We start from the raw sequence: 19,006 nt of genomic DNA, 5'->3' as shown, positions 1-19,006 counted from the left end.
CGATTGCTTGGGGGTGAAAGTCCCCTGGGGGAAGAGGTGGTGCTAACCCCGAGCCGGAGGCAAGGGCGTCATCGTGAGGTGGGGTCTGGAGGAAGCCCGAGGCGAGACCTGGGTACCGAGGAACACGAACCGTGTATGAGGCGTGCTGGTCGGGTGAGCCTGCATGGCAAGGCGAAGCCCGTCACTGCCAAGAAGGCCAGTGCGTAAACGCGGCGGAGATCCAGGGACAGTGATCGTTCTTACCTGGGGAGATCTGTTCGGGTGTCGGTTGTGCTGAGGTGTCGCCGCGCCGACGGAGTGGGCCGGGAGGCCGACTCTGACCGGGCAGAAGTCAGCAGAGGCCGTAGTACCAGCCGGGATGGCCGCCGCTTGGCGGTGGGCTGGGAAGGGCCGAACATCGAGTGGAACGGGTGATGTGGTGGTTGCTCGTGCTGGTCACATGGACCGCGGCAAGTCCGCTTCGGCGGTGCCGACCGGGGAGGGACCGGTGCATTCCGGAAGTGTCCCGGCGGAGCGTAGTGGCCGGTCGGCGCACTCCATGGAGGACGTTCACCGGGAGCGGGAGTCCTCGCTGTGGGAGCGGATGCTCTCCAGGGAGAACCTGCTCGCGGCGCTCAACCGCGTCGAAGTGAACCGGGGTGCACCCGGAGTGGATGGCATGACTACGGCTGAGTTGCGGCCGTGGATCGCAGTGCACTGGCCTGAAGTGAGGGCCGAACTCGACGCGGGCATCTACCGGCCGGCGCCGGTCCGTCAGGTGATCATCCCGAAGCCTGGTGGCGGCGAGCGGATGCTGGGGGTGCCGCGGGTGCTGGACCGCTTGATCCAGCAGGCCATCGCGCAAGTACTCGTGCCCATCTTCGACCCGCAGTTCTCGGGGTCGTCCTTCGGATTCCGTCCCGGCCGGTCCGCCCATCAGGCGGTCCGGGTCGCGCGGCGGGCGATCGAGGACGGCTACCGGTGGGTCGTGGACCTTGATCTGGACCGGTTCTTCGACCGGGTCCAGCATGACGTCCTGATGGCGCGGGTCGCGCGCAAGGTCGCTGACCGCAGGGTCTTGAGACTGGTCCGCAGGTATTTGGAAGCCGGGATCATGGTGGACGGCATCAAGATGCCGAGCGAAGAGGGGACCCCGCAGGGGTCCCCGCTGTCGCCGGTGCTGTCGAACATCATGCTCGACGACCTGGACCGGGAACTGTTCAGGCGCGGTCACCGGTTCGTGCGCTACGCCGACGACGTGCGCGTCTTCGTGCGGAGCGAACGAGCCGCCAGAAGGGTGCTCGCCTCGGTCACGGCCGTGGTCGAGCAGCGGCTGAAACTGATGGTCAACCGGGAGAAGTCGAAGGTGGGCCACGCCCGCTCGGCGGTGCTGCTGGGGTTCGGCTTCTACTTCACCCGGGCCGGGGTCAGGATCCGGGTCGATCCGAAGGCGGTCAAGCGCCTGAAGGACCGGCTGCGGGAGTTGACCTCGCGCCGGTGGAGCATCGCGATGGATGAACGCATCGCGAAGATCAACCGCTTCACCACCGGATGGATGGGCTACTTCCAGCTAGCGGACACCCCGAAGGTGTTCAGGGAGCTGGACGAGTGGTTCCGCCGCAGGATGCGGCAGATCCGCTGGAAGGAATGGAAGCTCCCCAAGGCCCGGTTCAGGAACCTCCGCGAGCTCGGCATCGCCGAGTGGAAGGCCCGCGAATGGGCGGGCAGCGGCAAGGGTTACTGGCGGATCGCGGGATCGGCTGTCCTTCAGCGGGCGATGCCCAACTCTCACTGGGACGACCTCGGCCTGCGCATGCTCAAGCCGACCTGGCAACGGTTGAGATCAGCTTGATGAACCGCCGGATGCGTGGCCCGCATGTCCGGTGGTGTGAGAGGAGGGACGGGCGACCCGTCCCTCCTACTCGATTGCGGGTTGCGTAAGCGTCCTACGGCGTCCTACGGTCGCACAACGCGACGGGCCGAGCCGGCGCAGCAGAGCAGCAGTGCCAGCGCGGCGGCGCACACCGGAACCAGGTACCCCGTGCCCGTCCCCGCTTGCTCGATCACCCGGCCGCCGGCCGCGGAGCCGGCCGCGATACCGCCCAGCAGGGCCGTCACCGCCAGGGTCATGCCCTCGTTCAGGCTGCCCTCCGGGGTGACCCGCTGGATCAGCGTCATGCCCGTCACCATCGTCGGCGCCGTCGCCATGCCGGCCAGCAGCAGTGCCCCGGCCAGGGCGAGCAGCGAGCCCGTGGTCGCCGCCAGCAGGGGGCCGGTCATCAGGACGGTCATCGCGGCGAGGCAGCCGGCCAGCCGGCGGGTGACGCTGCCCGCGGGGCGTACCCGGCCGTACAGCAGACCGGCCGTGCACGAGCCCAGAGCCTGGAACGCGAGCACCACGCCCGCCAGCGGGCCGCCCCCGTGCTCGTCGAGGAAGGCGATGGAGACGACCTCCATCGAGCCGAAGACCGCGCCGGTGGCGAGGAAGACGGCGAGCAGGGCCCGTATGCCGGGCAGACGTACCGGTGAGGCGGTACGGCCCGCACGCGCCGCCACGGGCGGTTCGGTCGCCCGCTGGGCGGCGAAGAGGAGCATGCCGGTGAGCAGCAGTGCCGCGCCCACCAGGGTGCCGGCCTCCGGGAAGAGCGCGGAGCACAGGAACACGGCGACGACCGGGCCGAGCATGAAGCACAGCTCGTCGGCGGCCTGCTCGAAGGAGTTCGCGGTGTGCAGCGCGGCCGGGTCGCCGCGGTGCAGATGGGCCCAGCGGGCGCGGGACAGGCCGCCGATGTTGGGGGTGGTGGCGGTGGCGGCGTACGCGGCGAAGAGGGTCCAGTCCGGGGTGTCGTAGTGCACGCACAGCAGCAGCCCCAGCGAGCCCAGCACGGCGATCGCGGTCGCGGGCACCGCGACACGGGCCTGCCCGTAGCGGTCCACCATGCGCGCGGTCCACGGCGCGACCAGCGCGGTGGCGGCGAGTCCGACGGCGGTGACGGCTCCGGCGAGGGCGTACGAGCCGCGCTGCCCGGCGATCATGATGACGGCGCTCACGCTGAACATCCCCATGGGGAGGCGGGCGACGATGTTGCCGGCGGTGAAGGCGCGGGCGCCGGGCACGGCGAACAGCCGGCGGTACGGGCCCGGGGGCCGCGGCTGCCTCCGCTCGACGGCGACCAGTACGTCCCCGGAGAGGCCCAGCACGATGGGGGTGTCGTTCGGCATGGATCAACCTTCCCCGCGGGGCCGTCGACCGGTCCAACACCTTCTGTGCGCCGATTCACGCACCCGCGTTGTAAATTCACCGGATGCCCCAGAACATCGACCCCCGGCTGCTGCGCGCCTTCACCGCCGTCGCGGAGGAGCTGCACTTCACCCGCGCCGCGGCCAGGCTCTATGTCGCACAGCAGGCGCTGAGCCGGGACATCCGCCGCCTGGAACGGGAGTTGGGCGCCGAGCTGTTCATACGCTCCACCCGTCAGGTGGCGTTGAGCGCGGACGGCGAGCGGCTGCTGCCGTACGCCCGTCGGACGCTGGCCGCGCACGACGAACTGACCGCCGCCTTCGCCCAGGTGGAGCGTCCGCTGCTGGTCGACATCGGCGCCCCGGTCGGCACGGGCCACCAGGTGCTCATGGAGACCCGGAAGGCCGCGCCCGCGCTGGAGTTCGTCGCACGGTACGTCAGCGGCCTCACCGGCGCGGCGGCCGAGATCCTGGCGGGCCGGCTCGATGTCTCCTTCGGCCGGGTCGCGGGCCTGGACCCGGCGGTGCTGGCCGGGCTCGCCCATCAGCCGGTGCGGTACGAGCGGATGGCGGTGCTGCTGCCCGACGACCATTCGCTGGCCGCACGGGAGGAGGTCCCGCTGGACGCCCTGGCGGGGGAGACCCTCTACACGGGCGCGGGCAATCCGGCCACCGCGGAGTGGACGGATCTGGCCAGTCGTCTCTTCGAGGGCAGGGGTATCGAGGCGGCGGCGCCCTTCCCGGAGATCGCCGGGAAGGAGGAGTTCGTCCGCGTCGTACGCAAGCAGGGATGGTCGGTGCTGGCGAGCACCGAGTTCATCGAGGTGCCCGAGATGGTCGTACGGCCCCTGGTCGACCCGGTCCCGCTGTCGCCGGTGTCACTTGTCTGGCGAAAAGGCGTGAACCACCCAGGAGTTGACGCCCTGCGGGCCACCGCCGCACGACTGTCCACGGCGGAGCGCTGGCTGGATATGCCCGCGGACCACTGGCTTCCGCCCGGGGATTACGTCCTCACGGTGAACAACTGCTGACATGGGCAACCGCCGTCTCCGGCTTGCGATACATTCGTTGCCGGGCGCGATGTGGTAGGGGGGCGCTCGGGTCAGATGGGGGTCCGGTCCGACGGCGAGTAGTGCCCGGCAGCCGTATGCGCACCCTCGATTCATTCATTGGGGATGCGTACATCAATGGACAGTCCGCGAGAAGACAGCCATTTCGAAAGTTCGCCCGATCCGCAGGACATGACCGTCGAACTCGACGGAATCGGACGTCAGTTATCGGATCCGGCAACCCTGGGTCTTCCCACGGACCGGCCGATGGGCTCGGTCGAGGGCACGACCACGACCGTGGCCCCGGTCGCCGACCCGGGCCCGGACGGCTCCGAGGGGCCTGTGTTCGTCGACACGAGCGGCCGCCGACAGCGCAAACTGCGCCGCCTCGGCTGGTTCTTCGGTTTTGCCTTCGCCTGTTACGGCATCGTGCTGGTCGCCACCCTCCTCGGTGGCAACTCCAGTGCGCCCTGGCTGCTGATCCCCGGAGAGTCCGACGACAAGAAGGCGGGGACGGTCAAGGTCTCTTCCGACCCCACCGCGCCCGCCTCGCCGTCCGTCACCAAGGACGGCGGCCCGATACCCGGAGCCGGCTCTCCCCTCCCCACCGACTCCAGGGGCTCCACCGTGCCCTCGCCCGCGGGCAGCGGCTCCGCCGACGGTTCCGCGCCTCTCGGCCCCGGAGCCTCCGCGACCTCCCCGAAGCCCAAGCCCTCGGGCGGCACCGTCGTCCCGCCGCCGGACCCTGTCGGTTCGCCCACCCAGCCCGCCACGGGCGGCCCCGACCCGGAGCCGAGCAGCCCCAACCCCACCGACACCGCCCCCGAGCCGTCGTCCGACCCCACCGCGCCCTCAGGAGAAAGTGCATGACAGCCCGTCCCAAGGCGATCAGGCGCCGCAGGCTGCCCATGCGCTATCTGCTGCCCTCGCTCTTCCTCGCCGCGCTCTTCGCCATGCTGATGCTGCGTGGCTACGCGCACAGCGAGATCCTCGCCGACCACCGCGTCCGGCCGCCGTCCGACAACGACAAGGTGCCCACCCACATCCTGGAGGGCGGACCGGTCATCGACGCCCGGAGCGCCACCGAGGAGCCGAAGGCGCTGGAGGTGCGCGACCACAAGCTGGTCCTCACCTTCGACGACGGCCCCGACCCGGAGTGGACGCCCAAGGTCCTCGACAAGCTGAAGCAGTACGACGCGCACGGCGTCTTCTTCGTCACCGGCACCATGGCCTCCCGCCACCCCGACCTCGTGGCGCGGATCGTGGCGGAGGGGCACGAGCTCGGACTGCACACCTTCAACCACCCCGACCTCTCATACCAGTCCAAGAGCCGCATCGACTGGGAGCTCTCGCAGAACCAGCTGGCCCTCGCGGGCGCGGCCGGCATCCGCACCTCGCTGTTCCGGCCCCCGTACTCGTCGTTCTCGTACGCCCTGGACAACGACAACTGGCCGGTCACCAAGTACGTGGGCAGCCGCGGTTACCTCACCGCGTTCAACAACACCGACAGCGAGGACTGGAAGCGCCCCGGCGTCGACACGATCGTCCGCAACGCCACCCCCAAGGAGAGCGGCAAGGGCGCCATCGTCCTGATGCACGACTCCGGTGGTGACCGCTCCCAGACCCTGGCTGCCCTCGACAGGCTGCTGCCCGAGCTGCAGTCCAAGGGCTATCAGTTCGCCACGCTCAGCGAGGGACTCGGCGCCCATTCCCACACCGCGCACACCCCCGTCACCGGCCTCGACCTGTGGAAGGGCAAGGCCTTCGTCACCGCGGTCGGCATTTCCGAGCATGTGACCGACGTCCTCGTCGGCGGCCTCGCCATCATCGGCGTCCTGGTCTTCGTCCGCTTCGGGCTGATGCTGGTGCTGTCCTTCCTGCACGCCCGCAAGGTGCGCAAGCGGGGCTTCCGATGGGGTCCGCCGGTCACCGAACCGGTGACGGTGCTGGTCCCGGCATACAACGAGCGCGAATGCATCGCCAACACCGTCCGGTCACTGATGGCCAGCGACCACCCCGTCGAGGTCATCGTCATCGACGACGGCTCGACGGACGGCACCGCGGACATCGTCGAGGCGATGTGGCTGCCGAACGTACGCGTGCTGCGCCAGGTCAACTCCGGCAAGCCCGCCGCGCTCAACAACGGCATCGCGCACGCCAGTCACGACATCGTCGTGATGATGGACGGCGACACGGTCTTCGAACCGTCCACCGTGCGCGAGCTGGTTCAGCCCTTCGGTGACCCGCGGGTCGGCGCGGTCGCCGGCAACGCCAAGGTCGGCAACCGCAACAGCCTGATCGGCGCCTGGCAGCACATCGAGTACGTGATGGGCTTCAACCTCGACCGCCGTATGTACGACGTACTGCGCTGCATGCCCACCATCCCCGGCGCGGTCGGCGCCTTCCGGCGCCAGGCACTGGAGCGGGTGGGCGGAATGAGCGAGGACACGCTCGCCGAGGACACCGACATCACCCTGGCCATGCACCGCGACGGCTGGCAGGTCGTGTACGCGGAGAACGCCCGTGCCTGGACCGAGGCGCCGGAGAGCGTGCAGCAGCTGTGGTCCCAGCGCTACCGCTGGAGCTACGGCACCATGCAGGCCGTATGGAAGCACCGCCGAGCCGTCGTCGAACGCGGCCCGTCCGGCCGGTTCGGCCGCGTCGGACTGCCGCTGGTGTCGATCTTCATGATCCTGGCGCCGCTGCTCGCCCCGCTGATCGATGTGTTCCTGCTGTACGGCCTGGTCTTCGGTCCGACCGGCAAGACAGTCGTCGCCTGGCTCGGCGTACTCGCCATCCAGGCCGTCTGCGCGGCGTACGCCTTCCGGCTCGACCGGGAGAAGATGAGCCACCTCATCTCGCTCCCCCTTCAGCAGATCCTCTACCGGCAGCTCATGTACGTCGTGCTCCTCCAGTCCTGGATCACCGCTCTCACCGGTGGCCGGCTGCGCTGGCAGAAGCTCCGCCGCACCGGAGTGGTCGAGGCACCCGGGGCCATCCCGACCCAGCGCCGCAACAGCACCCATGAGCGGAGGCCTGTCGCATGACGCACAGTTACACCGCACAGTTCCCGGCGGACGGGACGGCCGTCCCGGTCCAGGTCCCGGCCCCGCCCGTTCCGTCCCCGGCGGCTCCGCCCGCCAAGGCCGCCAAGGCATCCGGCCGCGACCGTTACCTCGACCTGCTGCGATCCCTGGCGCTCGTCCGCGTCGTGATCTACCACATCTTCGGCTGGGCCTGGCTGACGATCCTCTTCCCCTCCATGGGCGTGATGTTCGCGCTGGCCGGATCGCTGATGGCACGTTCCCTCAGCCGCCCCGCCTGGGGCGTGATCCGCGGCCGTGTCCGGCGCCTGCTGCCGCCCATGTGGGTGTTCGGCTCCGTGATGCTGGTGCTGATGTTCGCCGCCGGATGGAAGGCCTCGAAGGAGGAGACGCTCTGGTGGTTCATCAAGCTCGCCAATTTCATCGTTCCGGTCGGCGCCCCACCCTTCCCCTGGGAAATCGGTGACAAGGGGGGCCTGCTCGAGCAGACCTGGGCCGTGCAGTCCGTGGGTCCGCTCTGGTATCTGCGCGCCTATCTGTGGTTCGTGATCGCCTCGCCGCTGCTGCTGCGGGCCTTCCGCAAGCTGCCGTGGGTGACCCTGCTCGCCCCGCTCGCGCTGACCGCGATCGTCGGCACCGGCCTGGTGAAGATCCCCGGCGAGACCGGCAACGCCGTCACCGACTTCGCCCAGTTCGGCGCCTGCTGGATCCTCGGCTTCGCCCACCACGACGGGCTGATCCAGAAGGTCCATCGCTATGTGACCGTCTCGTGCTCGGCCATCATCATGGCCTTCGGCCTGTGGTGGGCCTCGGGCCACCAGACCCGGGACGGCTGGGACCTCAACGACATCCCGCTCGCCCAGGCGACCTGGTCCTTCGGTTTCTGCGTGATCCTGCTGTCGTACTCCCCGTCCTGGCAGCAATTGCCGGGCAAGCTGGCCAGGTTCGACAAGCTGGTCACCCTCTCCAACAACCGGGCGGTGACCATCTACCTCTGGCACAACTTCCTGATCATGGCCACGGTCCCGCTGATCGACCTGCTGTGGAGCGTCCCGTTCCTCGACGAGCATTTCGGCGGCTTCCTGGAGAACACCTACATGCTGTGGATGGTCGTGCTGGTCTGGCCGCTGATCGGACTGATGATCGTGTCCGTCGGCTGGATCGAGGACCTCGCCGCCAAGCGAAGCCCCCGCCTCTGGCCGAACGGAGCCTCCCGCAAGGGCCGCCGCGCCCGGGTGTGACGGGGCGCGACCACGGCGGTGAGGGCCCGCAACCGGACCCTCACCGCCGTGGTGCTTTCCCTGTGAGCCCGACGGGAGGCCCGGCCCGACACGGCCGGCGCCCGTGCGAGGCAGCTCGGCGCCGCCGTGCACAGCACCACGAGCACCGCGTTCCGGGCGACCCGGCCGGCCTCGAACGCGTCCCGCACCGCGCCCGGATCGGCGGTCCTCGCCGGATCCTCTGCGTCCGCGAGGTGCGCCGCGGCAACGGGGGTTCCGGGCCGGGACGGACCGGGGCACTCTGGGGGCACGGCACTTCACCGGTAACCCACTAGGCGGTGACAGGCGCATGTGGTGGTTCGACTCCGGGCGGGTCTGCCTGGATCTCGTGGCGACAGGGGCATCGGCCGCCGAACAGCTCGACGGGGCCGGGCGGCTGAGGCAGTGGCTGGTGGGCGCGGGGCTGGTGCCCCCGGGGACGCCGTTGGACGAGGTGGGCGCGGAGTGGGTGGGGCGGTTCACCGAACTGCGCGGGCATGTGGCGCAGTTGGTGTACGGGCCCGAGACGGCGGACGGGCCGGCCCTGGAGCGGGTCAACGCGCTGGCCGCCGCGGCGCCGCCCGCGCCGCAGGCGGTGCGGGACGCGGACGGCGGACTCGTACGGGCGTTGAGCGGCGCGCCCGAGTGCGGGGCGCTGCTCGCCGCCGTCGCCCGGGATGCCGTGGAGCTGCTCACCGACCCCGCCGCCCGGTCCCGGCTGCGTCAGTGCGAGGGCGACAGCTGCCGTCGGCTGTTCCTCGACACGTCCCGGGGGCGCCGGCGCCGCTGGTGCTCCAGTGAGGTGTGCGGCAACCGGGAGCGGGTGGCCCGGCACCGGCGGCGCCGGGTCGCCGTCGGTGCGAACGCGAAAAAGTTCGGGAAGCGTTGAATGCCGCGGCCGGACCGCCCGTAAGGAGAGGCAGGATCGCGCGCAGCCGCGTGCGGACAGGGTCTCGACCGGGAGGTTCAGGTGCGCAAGGATGCCGCCGTGGCCGATGACCGTCCGCAACGGGCCCGCCATCACTCCGTCCCCGAAGAGGAGTTGATGCGGGCTCTGTACCGTGAACACGCGGGGCCGTTGCTCGGATATGTACTGCGCCTCGTCGCCGGCGACCGCCAGCGCGCCGAGGACGTGGTGCAGGAGACGCTCATACGTGCCTGGAAGAACGCCGGTCAGCTGGACAGGGCGACCGGCTCCGTCCGACCCTGGCTGGTGACGGTCGCCCGGCGCATCGTCATCGACGGCCACCGCAGCCGGCAGGCCCGGCCGCAGGAGGTCGACGCGTCGCCGCTGGAGGTCATTCCCGCGGAGGATGAGATCGACAAGGCGTTGTGGCTGATGACGCTCTCCGATGCGCTCGACGACCTGACTCCCGCGCACCGGGAGGCACTTGTGGAGACGTACTTCAAGGGGCGTACGGTCAGTGAGGCGGCAGAGACACTCGGCATACCCAGCGGGACCGTACGGTCCCGGGTGTTCTACGCGTTGCGCTCGATGAAGCTCGCGCTGGAGGAGCGGGGGGTGACAGCATGACCGTGCCGGAGCGAGGACACCCCGAGGGTTCCGAGCACGACGCCGTCGGCGCGTATGTGCTCGGCATTCTGGACGACGACGAGGCCACCGCCTTCGAGGCGCATCTGGCCGGCTGCGCGGTCTGCGCGGCGGAGCTGGACGAACTCGCGGGCGTGGAGCCGATGCTGGCCATGCTGAAGGAGTTCCCCGGACCTCCGGAGCAGCCGGTACGGCCCGAGCCGCGGACGGCCGAGGTCCTGATCGACGAGGTCGCGGCCAGGCGCGCACAGCGGCGCAGGCGCGGGATGTATCTGGTGGCGGCGGCAGCGGCGCTGATCATCGGCGGGCCCACGGTGGCCGTGGTGGCGACGTCGGACGACGGCGGCAGCGGCATCAGCGCGCACCCCGGTCCGCATCCCACCAGCCCCGCCGAGGACGCCTTCCACGAACACATGAAGGAGAAGGTGCAGAACACCGATCCGGTGACCGGTGTCACCGCGGTCATCGGGGTGGAGAACAAGGGCTGGGGTACCCACGCCGTTCTCGAGCTGAAGAACGTCAAGGGTCCGCTGAAGTGCAGTCTCGTCGCCGTCTCGAAGAACGGCGAGGAGCAGACGGTGACCTCCTGGGCGGTCCCGAAGTGGGGCTACGGCATGGAGGACAGCCCGGTCGAGGCCGCCCGGCATCCGCTGTACGTGCACGGCGGCGCCGCCATGAACCGCGGCGACATCGATCACTTCGAGGTCCGTACGTTCGACGGAAGGCGTCTCGTGGAGGTCTTCGCCTGACACACACGTGCGGACCGAGGCCCCCTTCGCGTACGGTGGACGGCTGCCCATGCACGTCAGAAGGGGGTCTCGGTGGCCGCGCAGGATGCCGCTGTCGACTCGGTCCGTGATCGCGAGATCGGAGTCGAGCAGGTACACCTGGACCAGGTGTACCGCCGCCTCGAGGAGAAGATCCACGAGGCGGAGTTCCTGGTGAACGACGCCGCCCAGCGCGGCCAGGTCGGCACGCCCGGCGCTCTCGCCGAGCGCGACGCCCAGGTGTTCCGGGCCGGTATCCACCTCAGTCGGCTCAACAACGAGTTCGAGGACTTCCTCTTCGGCCGGATCGACCTGCTGTACGGCAAGGACGGCAAGAAGGGCCCGGACGGCGCGTACACCTCGGTGGAGCCCGCCGAGGACGCCGTGCGCGACGACGGCACCCGTCAATACGCCGACATCGGCGAGACCCTGCACATCGGCCGCATCGGCGTTCTGGACGCCGACTACTCTCCGCTGGTCATCGACTGGCGCGCGCCGGCCGCCGCGCCCTTCTACCGGTCCACCCCGGTCGACCCCGGCCGGGTCGTACGCCGCCGGGTCATCCGTTCCAAGGGCCGTAAGGTCCTCGGCGTCGAGGACGACCTGATGCGCCCCGAGATGAAGGCGTCCCTGAACGGCCAGGAGCTGCCGGTCATCGGTGACGGCGCGCTCATGGCCGCGCTCGGCCAGGCCCGCAGCCACACCATGCGGGACATCGTCTCGTCCATCCAGGCCGAGCAGGACCTGGTGATCAGGGCCCCCGCCGCATCCGTGACGGAGGTGTCGGGCGGCCCCGGCACCGGCAAGACCGCCGTCGCGCTGCACCGCGCCGCCTATCTGCTCTACCAGGACCGCCGCCGTTACGCCGGTGGCATCCTGATCGTCTCGCCGACACCGCTGCTCGTCGCGTACACGGAGGGCGTGCTGCCCTCGCTCGGCGAGGAGGGCCAGGTCGCGATCCGCGCTGTGGGCTCGCTGGTGGACGGCGCGGAGGCCACGGCGTACGACGAACCGGCCGTTGCCCGCGTCAAGGGTTCCTCGCGGATGCTGAAGGTGCTGCGCAAGGCGGTCCGGGGCGCCCTGGACATCCCGCCGCCCGGCGCGCCGGCGCCGCGCACCGCGGAGGACGGCGGACAACTCGCGTTCGGCGAGGAGGACGGACCGCAGGTCCCGGCGGGAACGCCGGACCGCCTTCGGGTCGTCGCCTTCGGACGGCGTCTCGAGCTGGAGGCCGATGAGCTGCACCGGATCAAGCAGAACGCGCTCGGCGGCACCGCGCCCGTCAATCTGCTGCGGCCGCGTGCCCGGCGGCTGCTGCTGGACGCGCTGTGGGCGAAGTCCGGAGCGGCCACCCGGGAGAGGGACCCGGAGCTCGCAGCCGAGCTGCGCAGCTCCTTCGACGACGACATCACCACCGAGGACAGCTTCGTCGCCTTCCTCGACGCCTGGTGGCCGGAGCTCACCCCGCGCAGGGTGCTCGCCGCCATGGCCGACGAGAAGCGGCTCGGCCGCTGGGCGCGCCGCGTCCTCAACCCCGGGGAGGCGCGCCGGCTGGCACGCTCCCTCAGGCGCGAGGGGCTCTCGGTGCACGACGTGGCGCTCCTGGACGAACTCCGGACGCTGCTCGGCGCCCCGGCCCGCCCCCGCAAGCGGCGCGAGGCCGACCCGCTGGACCAGCTCACCGGCCTGGAGGAGCTGATGCCGCAGCGCGAGGAGTCGCAGCGCGAGCGGGCCGAGCGGCTGGCTCAGGAGCGCACGGAGTACGCGCACGTCATCGTCGACGAGGCGCAGGACCTCACGCCCATGCAGTGGCGCATGGTCGGCCGCCGTGGCAAGCACGCCACCTGGACGGTCGTCGGTGACCCGGCGCAGTCGTCCTGGTCGGACCCGGACGAGGCGGCCGAGGCGCGCGACGAGGCCCTCGGCACCCGCCCGCGGCGCCGTTTCACGCTCACCGTGAACTACCGCAACCCCGCGGAGATCGCCCAGCTCGCCGCGAAGGTCCTGGCCCTCGCCATGCCCGGTACGGAGTCCCCGAAGGCGGTCCGCTCGACCGGCGTGGAGCCGCGTTTCGTGACCACGAACAATGAGCACAGTGTGACCACGAACAATGAGCACAGTGTGACCACGAACACTGAGCACAGTGTGACCACGAACACTGAGCACAGTGTGACGACGGACGATGAGCGCAGCGTGACGGCGAACCGTCAACGCGGCTCCGGACGGGGCTCCGTCGTACGGGACGGGGACCTGGCCGCGGCCGTGCGCGAGGAGGCCGAGCGGCTGCTGCGTCAGGTGGACGGCACGGTCGGCGTGGTCGTCGCGATGAACCGCCGTGGGCAGGCGGCCGGCTGGCTGGCGGGCCTGGGTGAGCGCGTGGTGGCGCTGGGCAGCCTGGAGGCCAAGGGCCTGGAGTACGACGCGACGGTGGTCGTGTCGCCCGCGGAGATCGCGGACGAGTCCCCGGCCGGACTGCGCGTGCTGTATGTGGCGCTGACCCGTGCGACCCAGCAGCTGACGGTGATCTCGGGGCGCCGGGACGACCCGGACGCGGACGGGGTCCCGGATCTCCTCAGGGACTGATCGCCGTCAACACGTGAAGAGGGAATCCCCTCCGGGGGCGGTTTGTTAGTCTGGCTTTGGCACCGGCTCGATCCAAGCCCCCGGGCCCAACCTTTGTCGCTCAGAGCGACCACTTGCCGCGAGGCGAGCATGGCGGGTCGGTGCCATCAACACGTACACATGGGTCCGCGTCATCGGTTGATGACGCGGACCCATGTGTTTTTCCGTACGAGAAGGGCGGGTGGGGCTTCCACCGGGCGACCATCCTCTCGTATGGTGGAAACCGTTTTCCGAAAACGAAAGCTTCGTAATTACCGGCTACCCGCTGGTAGGTGCGACCATCGGAGAATGTTGCCGCGGCCGCGACAGCCGCCGCGGCCGCGGCATGCAAACCAGGGAAAGCGGAGGAAGTCGGTCATGGCAACGGCGCCCAGCGTCTCGTACTCGATGACGATCCGGCTGGAGGTGCCTGCGAGCGGAACCGCGGTCTCGCAGCTCACCACGGCTGTGGAATCCTCCGGCGGTTCGGTCACCGGCCTCGACGTCACCGCTTCCGGTCACGAGAAGCTGCGGATCGACGTCACCATCGCCGCGACCTCCACCACTCACGCGGACGAGATCGTCGAGAAGCTCCGCACCATCGAGGGTGTCGTTCTCGGCAAGGTCTCGGACCGTACGTTCCTGATGCACCTCGGCGGCAAGATCGAGATGGCGTCGAAGCATCCCATCCGCAACCGTGACGACCTCTCCATGATCTACACGCCGGGTGTGGCCCGCGTCTGCATGGCGATCGCCGAGAACCCCGAGGACGCCCGCCGCCTCACCATCAAGCGCAACTCCGTCGCAGTCGTGACGGACGGCTCCGCCGTACTCGGTCTCGGCAACATCGGCCCCAAGGCCGCTCTGCCCGTCATGGAGGGCAAGGCGGCCCTCTTCAAGCGCTTCGCCGGCATCGACGCCTGGCCTATCTGCCTCGACACCCAGGACTCCGACGCCATCGTCGAGATCGTCAAGGCCATCGCCCCCGGCTTCGCCGGCATCAACCTCGAGGACATCTCCGCCCCCCGCTGCTTCGAGATCGAGGCACGGCTGCGCGAGGCCCTCGACATCCCCGTCTTCCACGACGACCAGCACGGCACGGCGATCGTCGTCCTCGCGGCCCTGACCAACGCCCTGCGTGTGGTGGGCAAGGCCATCGGTGACGTCCGCGTCGTCATGTCCGGCGCCGGCGCCGCCGGTACGGCCATCCTCAAGCTGCTGCTCGCCGCGGGCGTCAAGCACGCCGTCGTCGCCGACATCCACGGCGTCGTCCATGCCGGCCGCCAGGACCTGGTCTCCGCCGACCCCGACTCGCCGCTGCGCTGGATCGCCGACAACACCAACCCCGAGGGCGTCACCGGCACTCTGAAGGAGGCCGTCGTCGGCGCCGACGTCTTCATCGGCGTCTCCGCCCCGAACGTCCTGAACGGCGACGACGTGGCGGCCATGGCGGAGGGTGCGATCGTGTTCGCGCTCGCGAATCCGGACCCGGAGGTCGACCCCGCAATCGCCCGCCAGACGGCGGCAGTTGTGGCCACCGGCCGCTCCGACTTCCCCAACCAGATCAACAACGTCCTGGTCTTCCCCGGCGTCTTCCGCGGCCTGCTCGACGCCCAGTCGAGCAGCGTCAACACGGAGATGATGCTGGCCGCGGCCGGTGCCCTCGCGGACGTCGTCGGCGAGGACGAGCTCAACCCGAACTACATCATTCCGTCCGTCTTCAACGACAAGGTCGCGGGCGCGGTCGCCGGGGCGGTGCGCAACGCCGCCAGGGCCGGCGGCGCCGCGGTCACCGCGTGACGATGTGACGGGACCCACGCTCTTCCGCCCCGCGACGCCCGGCGCGTCGCGACGAGGGGGCCCTCGGGCCCCCTCTAGGGTGGCGTGTCCATGGGCTCGTAGCCGGAAATCCCGCGAAACAGCTCCGGGGAGTCTCCGTTCGGTCGACGGAGCGTCACCGTGACAGGTCACTGACGCTTTTCGTGTGACCCGGGAGAGTGCTGGATTGGCGTTCCCGCCGCAGGTGGGGGCAGGATGCGTAACCGGGCGCGAGGGTCTGACGTCAGACCCGGGTCCGGGGACTGTCCGAGGGCCCTGGCAGCATCGGCTTCGCCGTGCCCGACATGCGGCTCCGCCGCGTGGCACGCCTCACAGGCAAGAAGAACACGGGAGTAACAACATGAACCGCAGTGAGCTGGTGGCCGCGCTGGCCGACCGCGCCGAGGTGACCCGCAAGGACGCCGACGCCGTGCTGGCCGCTTTCGCCGAGATCACCGGCGAGATCGTCGCCAAGGGCGACGAGAAGGTCACCATCCCCGGCTTCCTGACCTTCGAGCGCACCCACCGTGCCGCTCGCACCGCTCGTAACCCGCAGACCGGCGACCCGATCCAGATCCCGGCCGGCTACAGCGTGAAGGTCTCCGCGGGCTCGAAGCTCAAGGAAGCCGCCAAGGGCAAGTGAGCCTGGGGCGTTAAGTACGCGTAGGACGACCGCGTACGCGAAGGGCGGCCATCCCGAGGGGGTGGCCGCCCTTTCACGCGTCCACGGGCCCTACGAGGCCCTCACGGGGCTCTGGCGGGGCGGGAGCCCGCCGGGTGCCCCCCGGACCCCCAGCAGGTCCGGGTGGGTCCGGAAGCGGTGATGGCCCCCGCGGAGGGGGGCCATCGGGGTGGGGGTGGTCAGATCTGGGGGCTGCCGGGGAGTTCGACCTTTGCGCCCAGCTCCACGAGCTTGTCCATGAAGTTCTCGTAGCCGCGGTTGATCAGGTCGATGCCGTGGACCCGGGACGTGCCCTGGGCTGCCAGGGCCGCGATCAGGTAGGAGAAGCCGCCGCGCAGGTCGGGGATGACCAGGTCGGCGCCCTGGAGCTTGGTGGGGCCCGACACGACCGCGGAGTGCAGGAAGTTGCGCTGGCCGAAGCGGCAGTCGGAGCCGCCCAGGCACTCGCGGTAGAGCTGGATGTGCGCGCCCATCTGGTTCAGCGCCGATGTGAAGCCCAGCCGGGACTCGTACACCGTCTCGTGGATGATCGACAGGCCGGTGGCCTGCGTCAGGGCCACGACCAGCGGCTGCTGCCAGTCGGTCTGGAAGCCGGGGTGGACGTCCGTCTCCAGCGCGATGGACTTCAGCGAGCCGCCCGGGTGCCAGAAGCGGATGCCGTCGTCGTCGATCTCGAAGGCGCCGCCGACCTTCCGGTACGTGTTGAGGAACGTCATCATCGACCGCTGCTGCGCGCCGCGGACGTAGATGTTGCCTTCGGTGGCCAGCGCGGCGGACGCCCAGGAGGCGGCCTCCAGCCGGTCAGTGAGGGCCTGGTGGTTGTAGCCGCCGAGCTTGTCGACACCGGTGATCCGGATCGTACGGTCGGTGTCGATGGCGATGATCGCGCCCATCTTCTGCAGGACGCAGATGAGGTCCTCGATCTCCGGCTCGACGGCGGCGTTGGAGAGTTCGGTCACACCCTCGGCGAGCACCGCGGTCAGCAGCACCTGCTCGGTGGCGCCCACGGACGGGTACGGCAGGCGGATCTTGGTGCCGCGGAGCCTGTGCGGGGCCTCCAGGTACTGTCCGTCCGCGCGCTTCTCGATCCTCGCGCCGAACTGGCGCAGCACGTCGAAGTGGAAGTCGATCGGCCGGCCGCCGATGTCGCAGCCGCCCAGGCCCGGGATGAAGGCGTGGCCGAGGCGGTGCAGCAGCGGGCCGCAGAAGAGGATCGGGATGCGGGAGGAGCCGGCGTGGGCGTCGATGTCGGCGACATTGGCGCTCTCGACGTGTGTCGGGTCGAGCACCAGCTCACCGGGCTCGTCCCCGGGGCGTACGGTCACGCCGTGCAGCTGGAGCAGCCCGCGTACGACCCGCACGTCGCGGATGTCGGGCACATTGCGCAGCCGGCTCGGCTCACTGCCGAGGAGGGCGGCGACCATCGCCTTCGGCACGAGGTTCTTCGCGCCGCGGACGCGGATCTCGCCCTCCAGCGGGGTGCCGCCGTGGACAAGCAGTACATCGTCTGTGCCGGTCATGAATCTCGCGTTCCGGAGTGGTCGGGCAGGGGCCAGGTGAAACTGTAATCGCCGTTCACCCATGCCCCGTAAGGCCGAAGTGGCACCTTCCATGTCATGAATTCGCCACAACACGTTCCGCTCAATGGCGCTGTGCGGAGGGTTACGAATGCTGTCCGCTCCCCGCTTCGGTCCAAGATGCGGGATCATGTCTGGCATGACCGAGGTGTCCTCGCTCACAGGGCGGCTGCTCGTCGCGACTCCGGCCCTGGCCGATCCGAACTTCGACCGTGCCGTGGTGCTCCTCCTCGACCACGACGAGGAGGGCTCACTCGGCGTGGTCCTCAACCGGCCCACTCCGGTCGGTGTCGGCGACATCCTCGAACCCTGGGCGGCCCTCGCCGGTGAGCCCGGCGTCGTCTTCCAGGGCGGCCCCGTCTCGCTCGACGCGGCGCTCGGTATCGCCGTCATCCCCGGCGACGAGGGTCCGCTGGGCTGGCGGCGCGTGTACGGGGCGATCGGCCTGGTCGACCTCGAGGCGCCGCCGGAGCTGCTCGCGTCCGCGCTGGGCTCGCTGCGGATCTTCGCCGGGTACTCGGGCTGGGGCCCGGGTCAGCTGGAGGAGGAGCTGACCGAGGGCGCCTGGTACGTGGTGGAGTCCGAGCCCGGCGACGTGTCGTCGCCGCGGCCCGAGGGGCTGTGGCGGGCCGTGCTCCGGCGGCAGCGCAGCGAGCTGGCGATGGTGGCGACGTATCCGGACGACCCGTCGCTCAACTGATGTCCGGCATGATGTCGGCGGTTCCGCCGTGTGGCCCAGTACCCTTGGCGTTTATGAGCACTCTTGAGCCCGAGCGTGGGGCAGGTACGGGGACCCTCGTAGAGCCGACGCCACAGGTGTCGCACGGCGACGGCGACCACGAGCGCTTCGCCCACTACGTCCAGAAGGACAAGATCATGGCAAGTGCGCTCGACGGGACCCCCGTCGTGGCGCTCTGCGGCAAGGTCTGGGTGCCGGGTCGCGACCCCAAGAAGTACCCGGTCTGCCCGCTCTGCAAGGAGATCTACGACTCCATGGGTCCCGGCGGGGACAAGGGCGGCAAGGACAACAAGTAACCGGTCCTGGCCCCCCCTGACCGCGGAACGGCCCCCGTGGCGCGCTTCGGCGCCCCACGGGGGCCGTTGCCGTGTGTGTGGCGTTCGGGCGGCGAATGCGGGCGCGCCGCCGCCGACTTGGTGGACGTCGTGTGCTCGGACGCCCGATCGATGGGGCGCCCCCGAACGTGTGAGACGGGCGCAAGACCCCGCATAGGTTCCCGGGAGCCTGGGAGCCTGGGAGCGTGGATGCCCTCCCCCGAGCTCTCGGCTTCTCCCCCGAGCTCTCGGCTTCTCCCCCAAGCTCTCGGCTTCTCCCCCAAGCTCTCGGCTTCTCCCCCGAGCTCTCGGCTTCTCCCCCAAGCTCTCGGCTTCGCTCGAGCAGGGGGGACCCCCATGAGCAGGGGGGACCCCCATGAGCAGG

At 70.2% G+C, this 19,006-nt stretch carries 15 protein-coding genes; 13 read left to right on the top strand and 2 right to left on the bottom strand.

Annotated features, from left to right (window positions below; genetic code table 11):
• Nucleotides 1-538: 538 nt before the first annotated feature.
• The gene (gene ltrA / locus ABD858_RS12735) at nucleotides 539-1,831 is read left to right on the top strand and encodes a group II intron reverse transcriptase/maturase (protein WP_345035340.1); all 1,293 of its coding nucleotides are present in this window, start codon (nucleotides 539-541) and stop codon (nucleotides 1,829-1,831) included.
• A gap of 104 nt (nucleotides 1,832-1,935) precedes the next feature.
• Here the strand turns inward: ltrA and ABD858_RS12730 are convergent, their stop codons facing one another.
• Nucleotides 1,936-3,201, bottom strand: coding sequence for an MFS transporter (locus tag ABD858_RS12730; protein ID WP_345036715.1), 1,266 nt, complete (start codon nucleotides 3,199-3,201; stop codon nucleotides 1,936-1,938).
• Nucleotides 3,202-3,284: 83 nt separating this feature from the next.
• Between ABD858_RS12730 and ABD858_RS12725 the strand changes: the two genes are divergently transcribed.
• The 10 genes from ABD858_RS12725 to ABD858_RS12680 all read left to right on the top strand — a co-directional run bounded on the left by ABD858_RS12725 (nucleotide 3,285) and on the right by ABD858_RS12680 (nucleotide 15,952).
• A complete protein-coding gene (locus tag ABD858_RS12725) occupies nucleotides 3,285-4,250 on the top strand; it encodes a LysR family transcriptional regulator (protein ID WP_345036713.1) in 966 nt (321 codons plus the stop codon).
• A 210-nt stretch (nucleotides 4,251-4,460) separates the two neighbouring features.
• Nucleotides 4,461-5,138 (top strand): hypothetical protein, encoded by a 678-nt coding sequence (locus tag ABD858_RS12720; protein WP_345036711.1) that lies wholly within the window; start codon nucleotides 4,461-4,463, stop codon nucleotides 5,136-5,138.
• On the top strand, nucleotides 5,135-7,315 hold the full coding sequence (locus tag ABD858_RS12715; RefSeq protein WP_345036709.1) for a bifunctional polysaccharide deacetylase/glycosyltransferase family 2 protein: 2,181 nt from the start codon (nucleotides 5,135-5,137) through the stop codon (nucleotides 7,313-7,315). Before ABD858_RS12720 ends, ABD858_RS12715 begins: the two co-directional genes overlap by 4 nt.
• Complete coding sequence (locus ABD858_RS12710) at nucleotides 7,312-8,553, top strand: acyltransferase family protein (RefSeq protein WP_345036707.1); 1,242 nt, start codon at nucleotides 7,312-7,314, stop codon at nucleotides 8,551-8,553. The genes ABD858_RS12715 and ABD858_RS12710 overlap by 4 nt, the downstream gene beginning before the upstream one ends.
• 328 nt (nucleotides 8,554-8,881) lie before the next feature.
• Entirely contained in the window at nucleotides 8,882-9,460 is a 579-nt protein-coding gene (locus ABD858_RS12705; RefSeq protein ID WP_345036704.1) for a CGNR zinc finger domain-containing protein, read from the top strand.
• Between the two features lie 81 nt (nucleotides 9,461-9,541).
• On the top strand, nucleotides 9,542-10,105 hold the full coding sequence (locus tag ABD858_RS12700) for a sigma-70 family RNA polymerase sigma factor (protein ID WP_345036702.1): 564 nt from the start codon (nucleotides 9,542-9,544) through the stop codon (nucleotides 10,103-10,105).
• On the top strand, nucleotides 10,102-10,872 hold the full coding sequence (locus tag ABD858_RS12695) for an anti-sigma factor family protein (protein WP_345036699.1): 771 nt from the start codon (nucleotides 10,102-10,104) through the stop codon (nucleotides 10,870-10,872). Before ABD858_RS12700 ends, ABD858_RS12695 begins: the two co-directional genes overlap by 4 nt.
• 72 nt (nucleotides 10,873-10,944) lie before the next feature.
• Nucleotides 10,945-13,473, top strand: coding sequence for a HelD family protein (locus ABD858_RS12690; RefSeq protein ID WP_345036696.1), 2,529 nt, complete (start codon nucleotides 10,945-10,947; stop codon nucleotides 13,471-13,473).
• 396 nt (nucleotides 13,474-13,869) lie between these two features.
• Nucleotides 13,870-15,291 carry an NAD-dependent malic enzyme gene (locus ABD858_RS12685; RefSeq protein ID WP_345036694.1) on the top strand — a complete coding sequence of 474 codons (1,422 nt, stop codon included), beginning with the start codon at nucleotides 13,870-13,872 and terminating at the stop codon, nucleotides 15,289-15,291.
• Nucleotides 15,292-15,670: 379 nt separating this feature from the next.
• Entirely contained in the window at nucleotides 15,671-15,952 is a 282-nt protein-coding gene (locus ABD858_RS12680; protein WP_345036692.1) for an HU family DNA-binding protein, read from the top strand.
• Nucleotides 15,953-16,170: 218 nt separating this feature from the next.
• Here ABD858_RS12680 and murA read toward each other — a convergent pair whose 3' ends face one another.
• The gene (gene murA / locus ABD858_RS12675) at nucleotides 16,171-17,511 is read right to left on the bottom strand and encodes a UDP-N-acetylglucosamine 1-carboxyvinyltransferase (protein ID WP_345036690.1); all 1,341 of its coding nucleotides are present in this window, start codon (nucleotides 17,509-17,511) and stop codon (nucleotides 16,171-16,173) included.
• 196 nt (nucleotides 17,512-17,707) lie between these two features.
• Here murA and ABD858_RS12670 point away from each other — a divergent pair, with 196 nt between their 5' ends.
• Entirely contained in the window at nucleotides 17,708-18,268 is a 561-nt protein-coding gene (locus tag ABD858_RS12670; protein WP_345036687.1) for a YqgE/AlgH family protein, read from the top strand.
• A 53-nt stretch (nucleotides 18,269-18,321) separates the two neighbouring features.
• Nucleotides 18,322-18,603 carry a DUF3039 domain-containing protein gene (locus ABD858_RS12665; protein ID WP_345036685.1) on the top strand — a complete coding sequence of 94 codons (282 nt, stop codon included), beginning with the start codon at nucleotides 18,322-18,324 and terminating at the stop codon, nucleotides 18,601-18,603.
• Nucleotides 18,604-19,006: the final 403 nt, after the last annotated feature.

Origin of the sequence: Streptomyces sannanensis, from assembly GCF_039536205.1 — a bacterium.
Taxonomy (GTDB): Bacteria; Actinomycetota; Actinomycetes; order Streptomycetales; family Streptomycetaceae; genus Streptomyces; species Streptomyces sannanensis.
The sequence above is the reverse complement of the archived record's forward strand: the minus strand, read 5'-3'. Positions and strand labels throughout refer to the sequence as shown.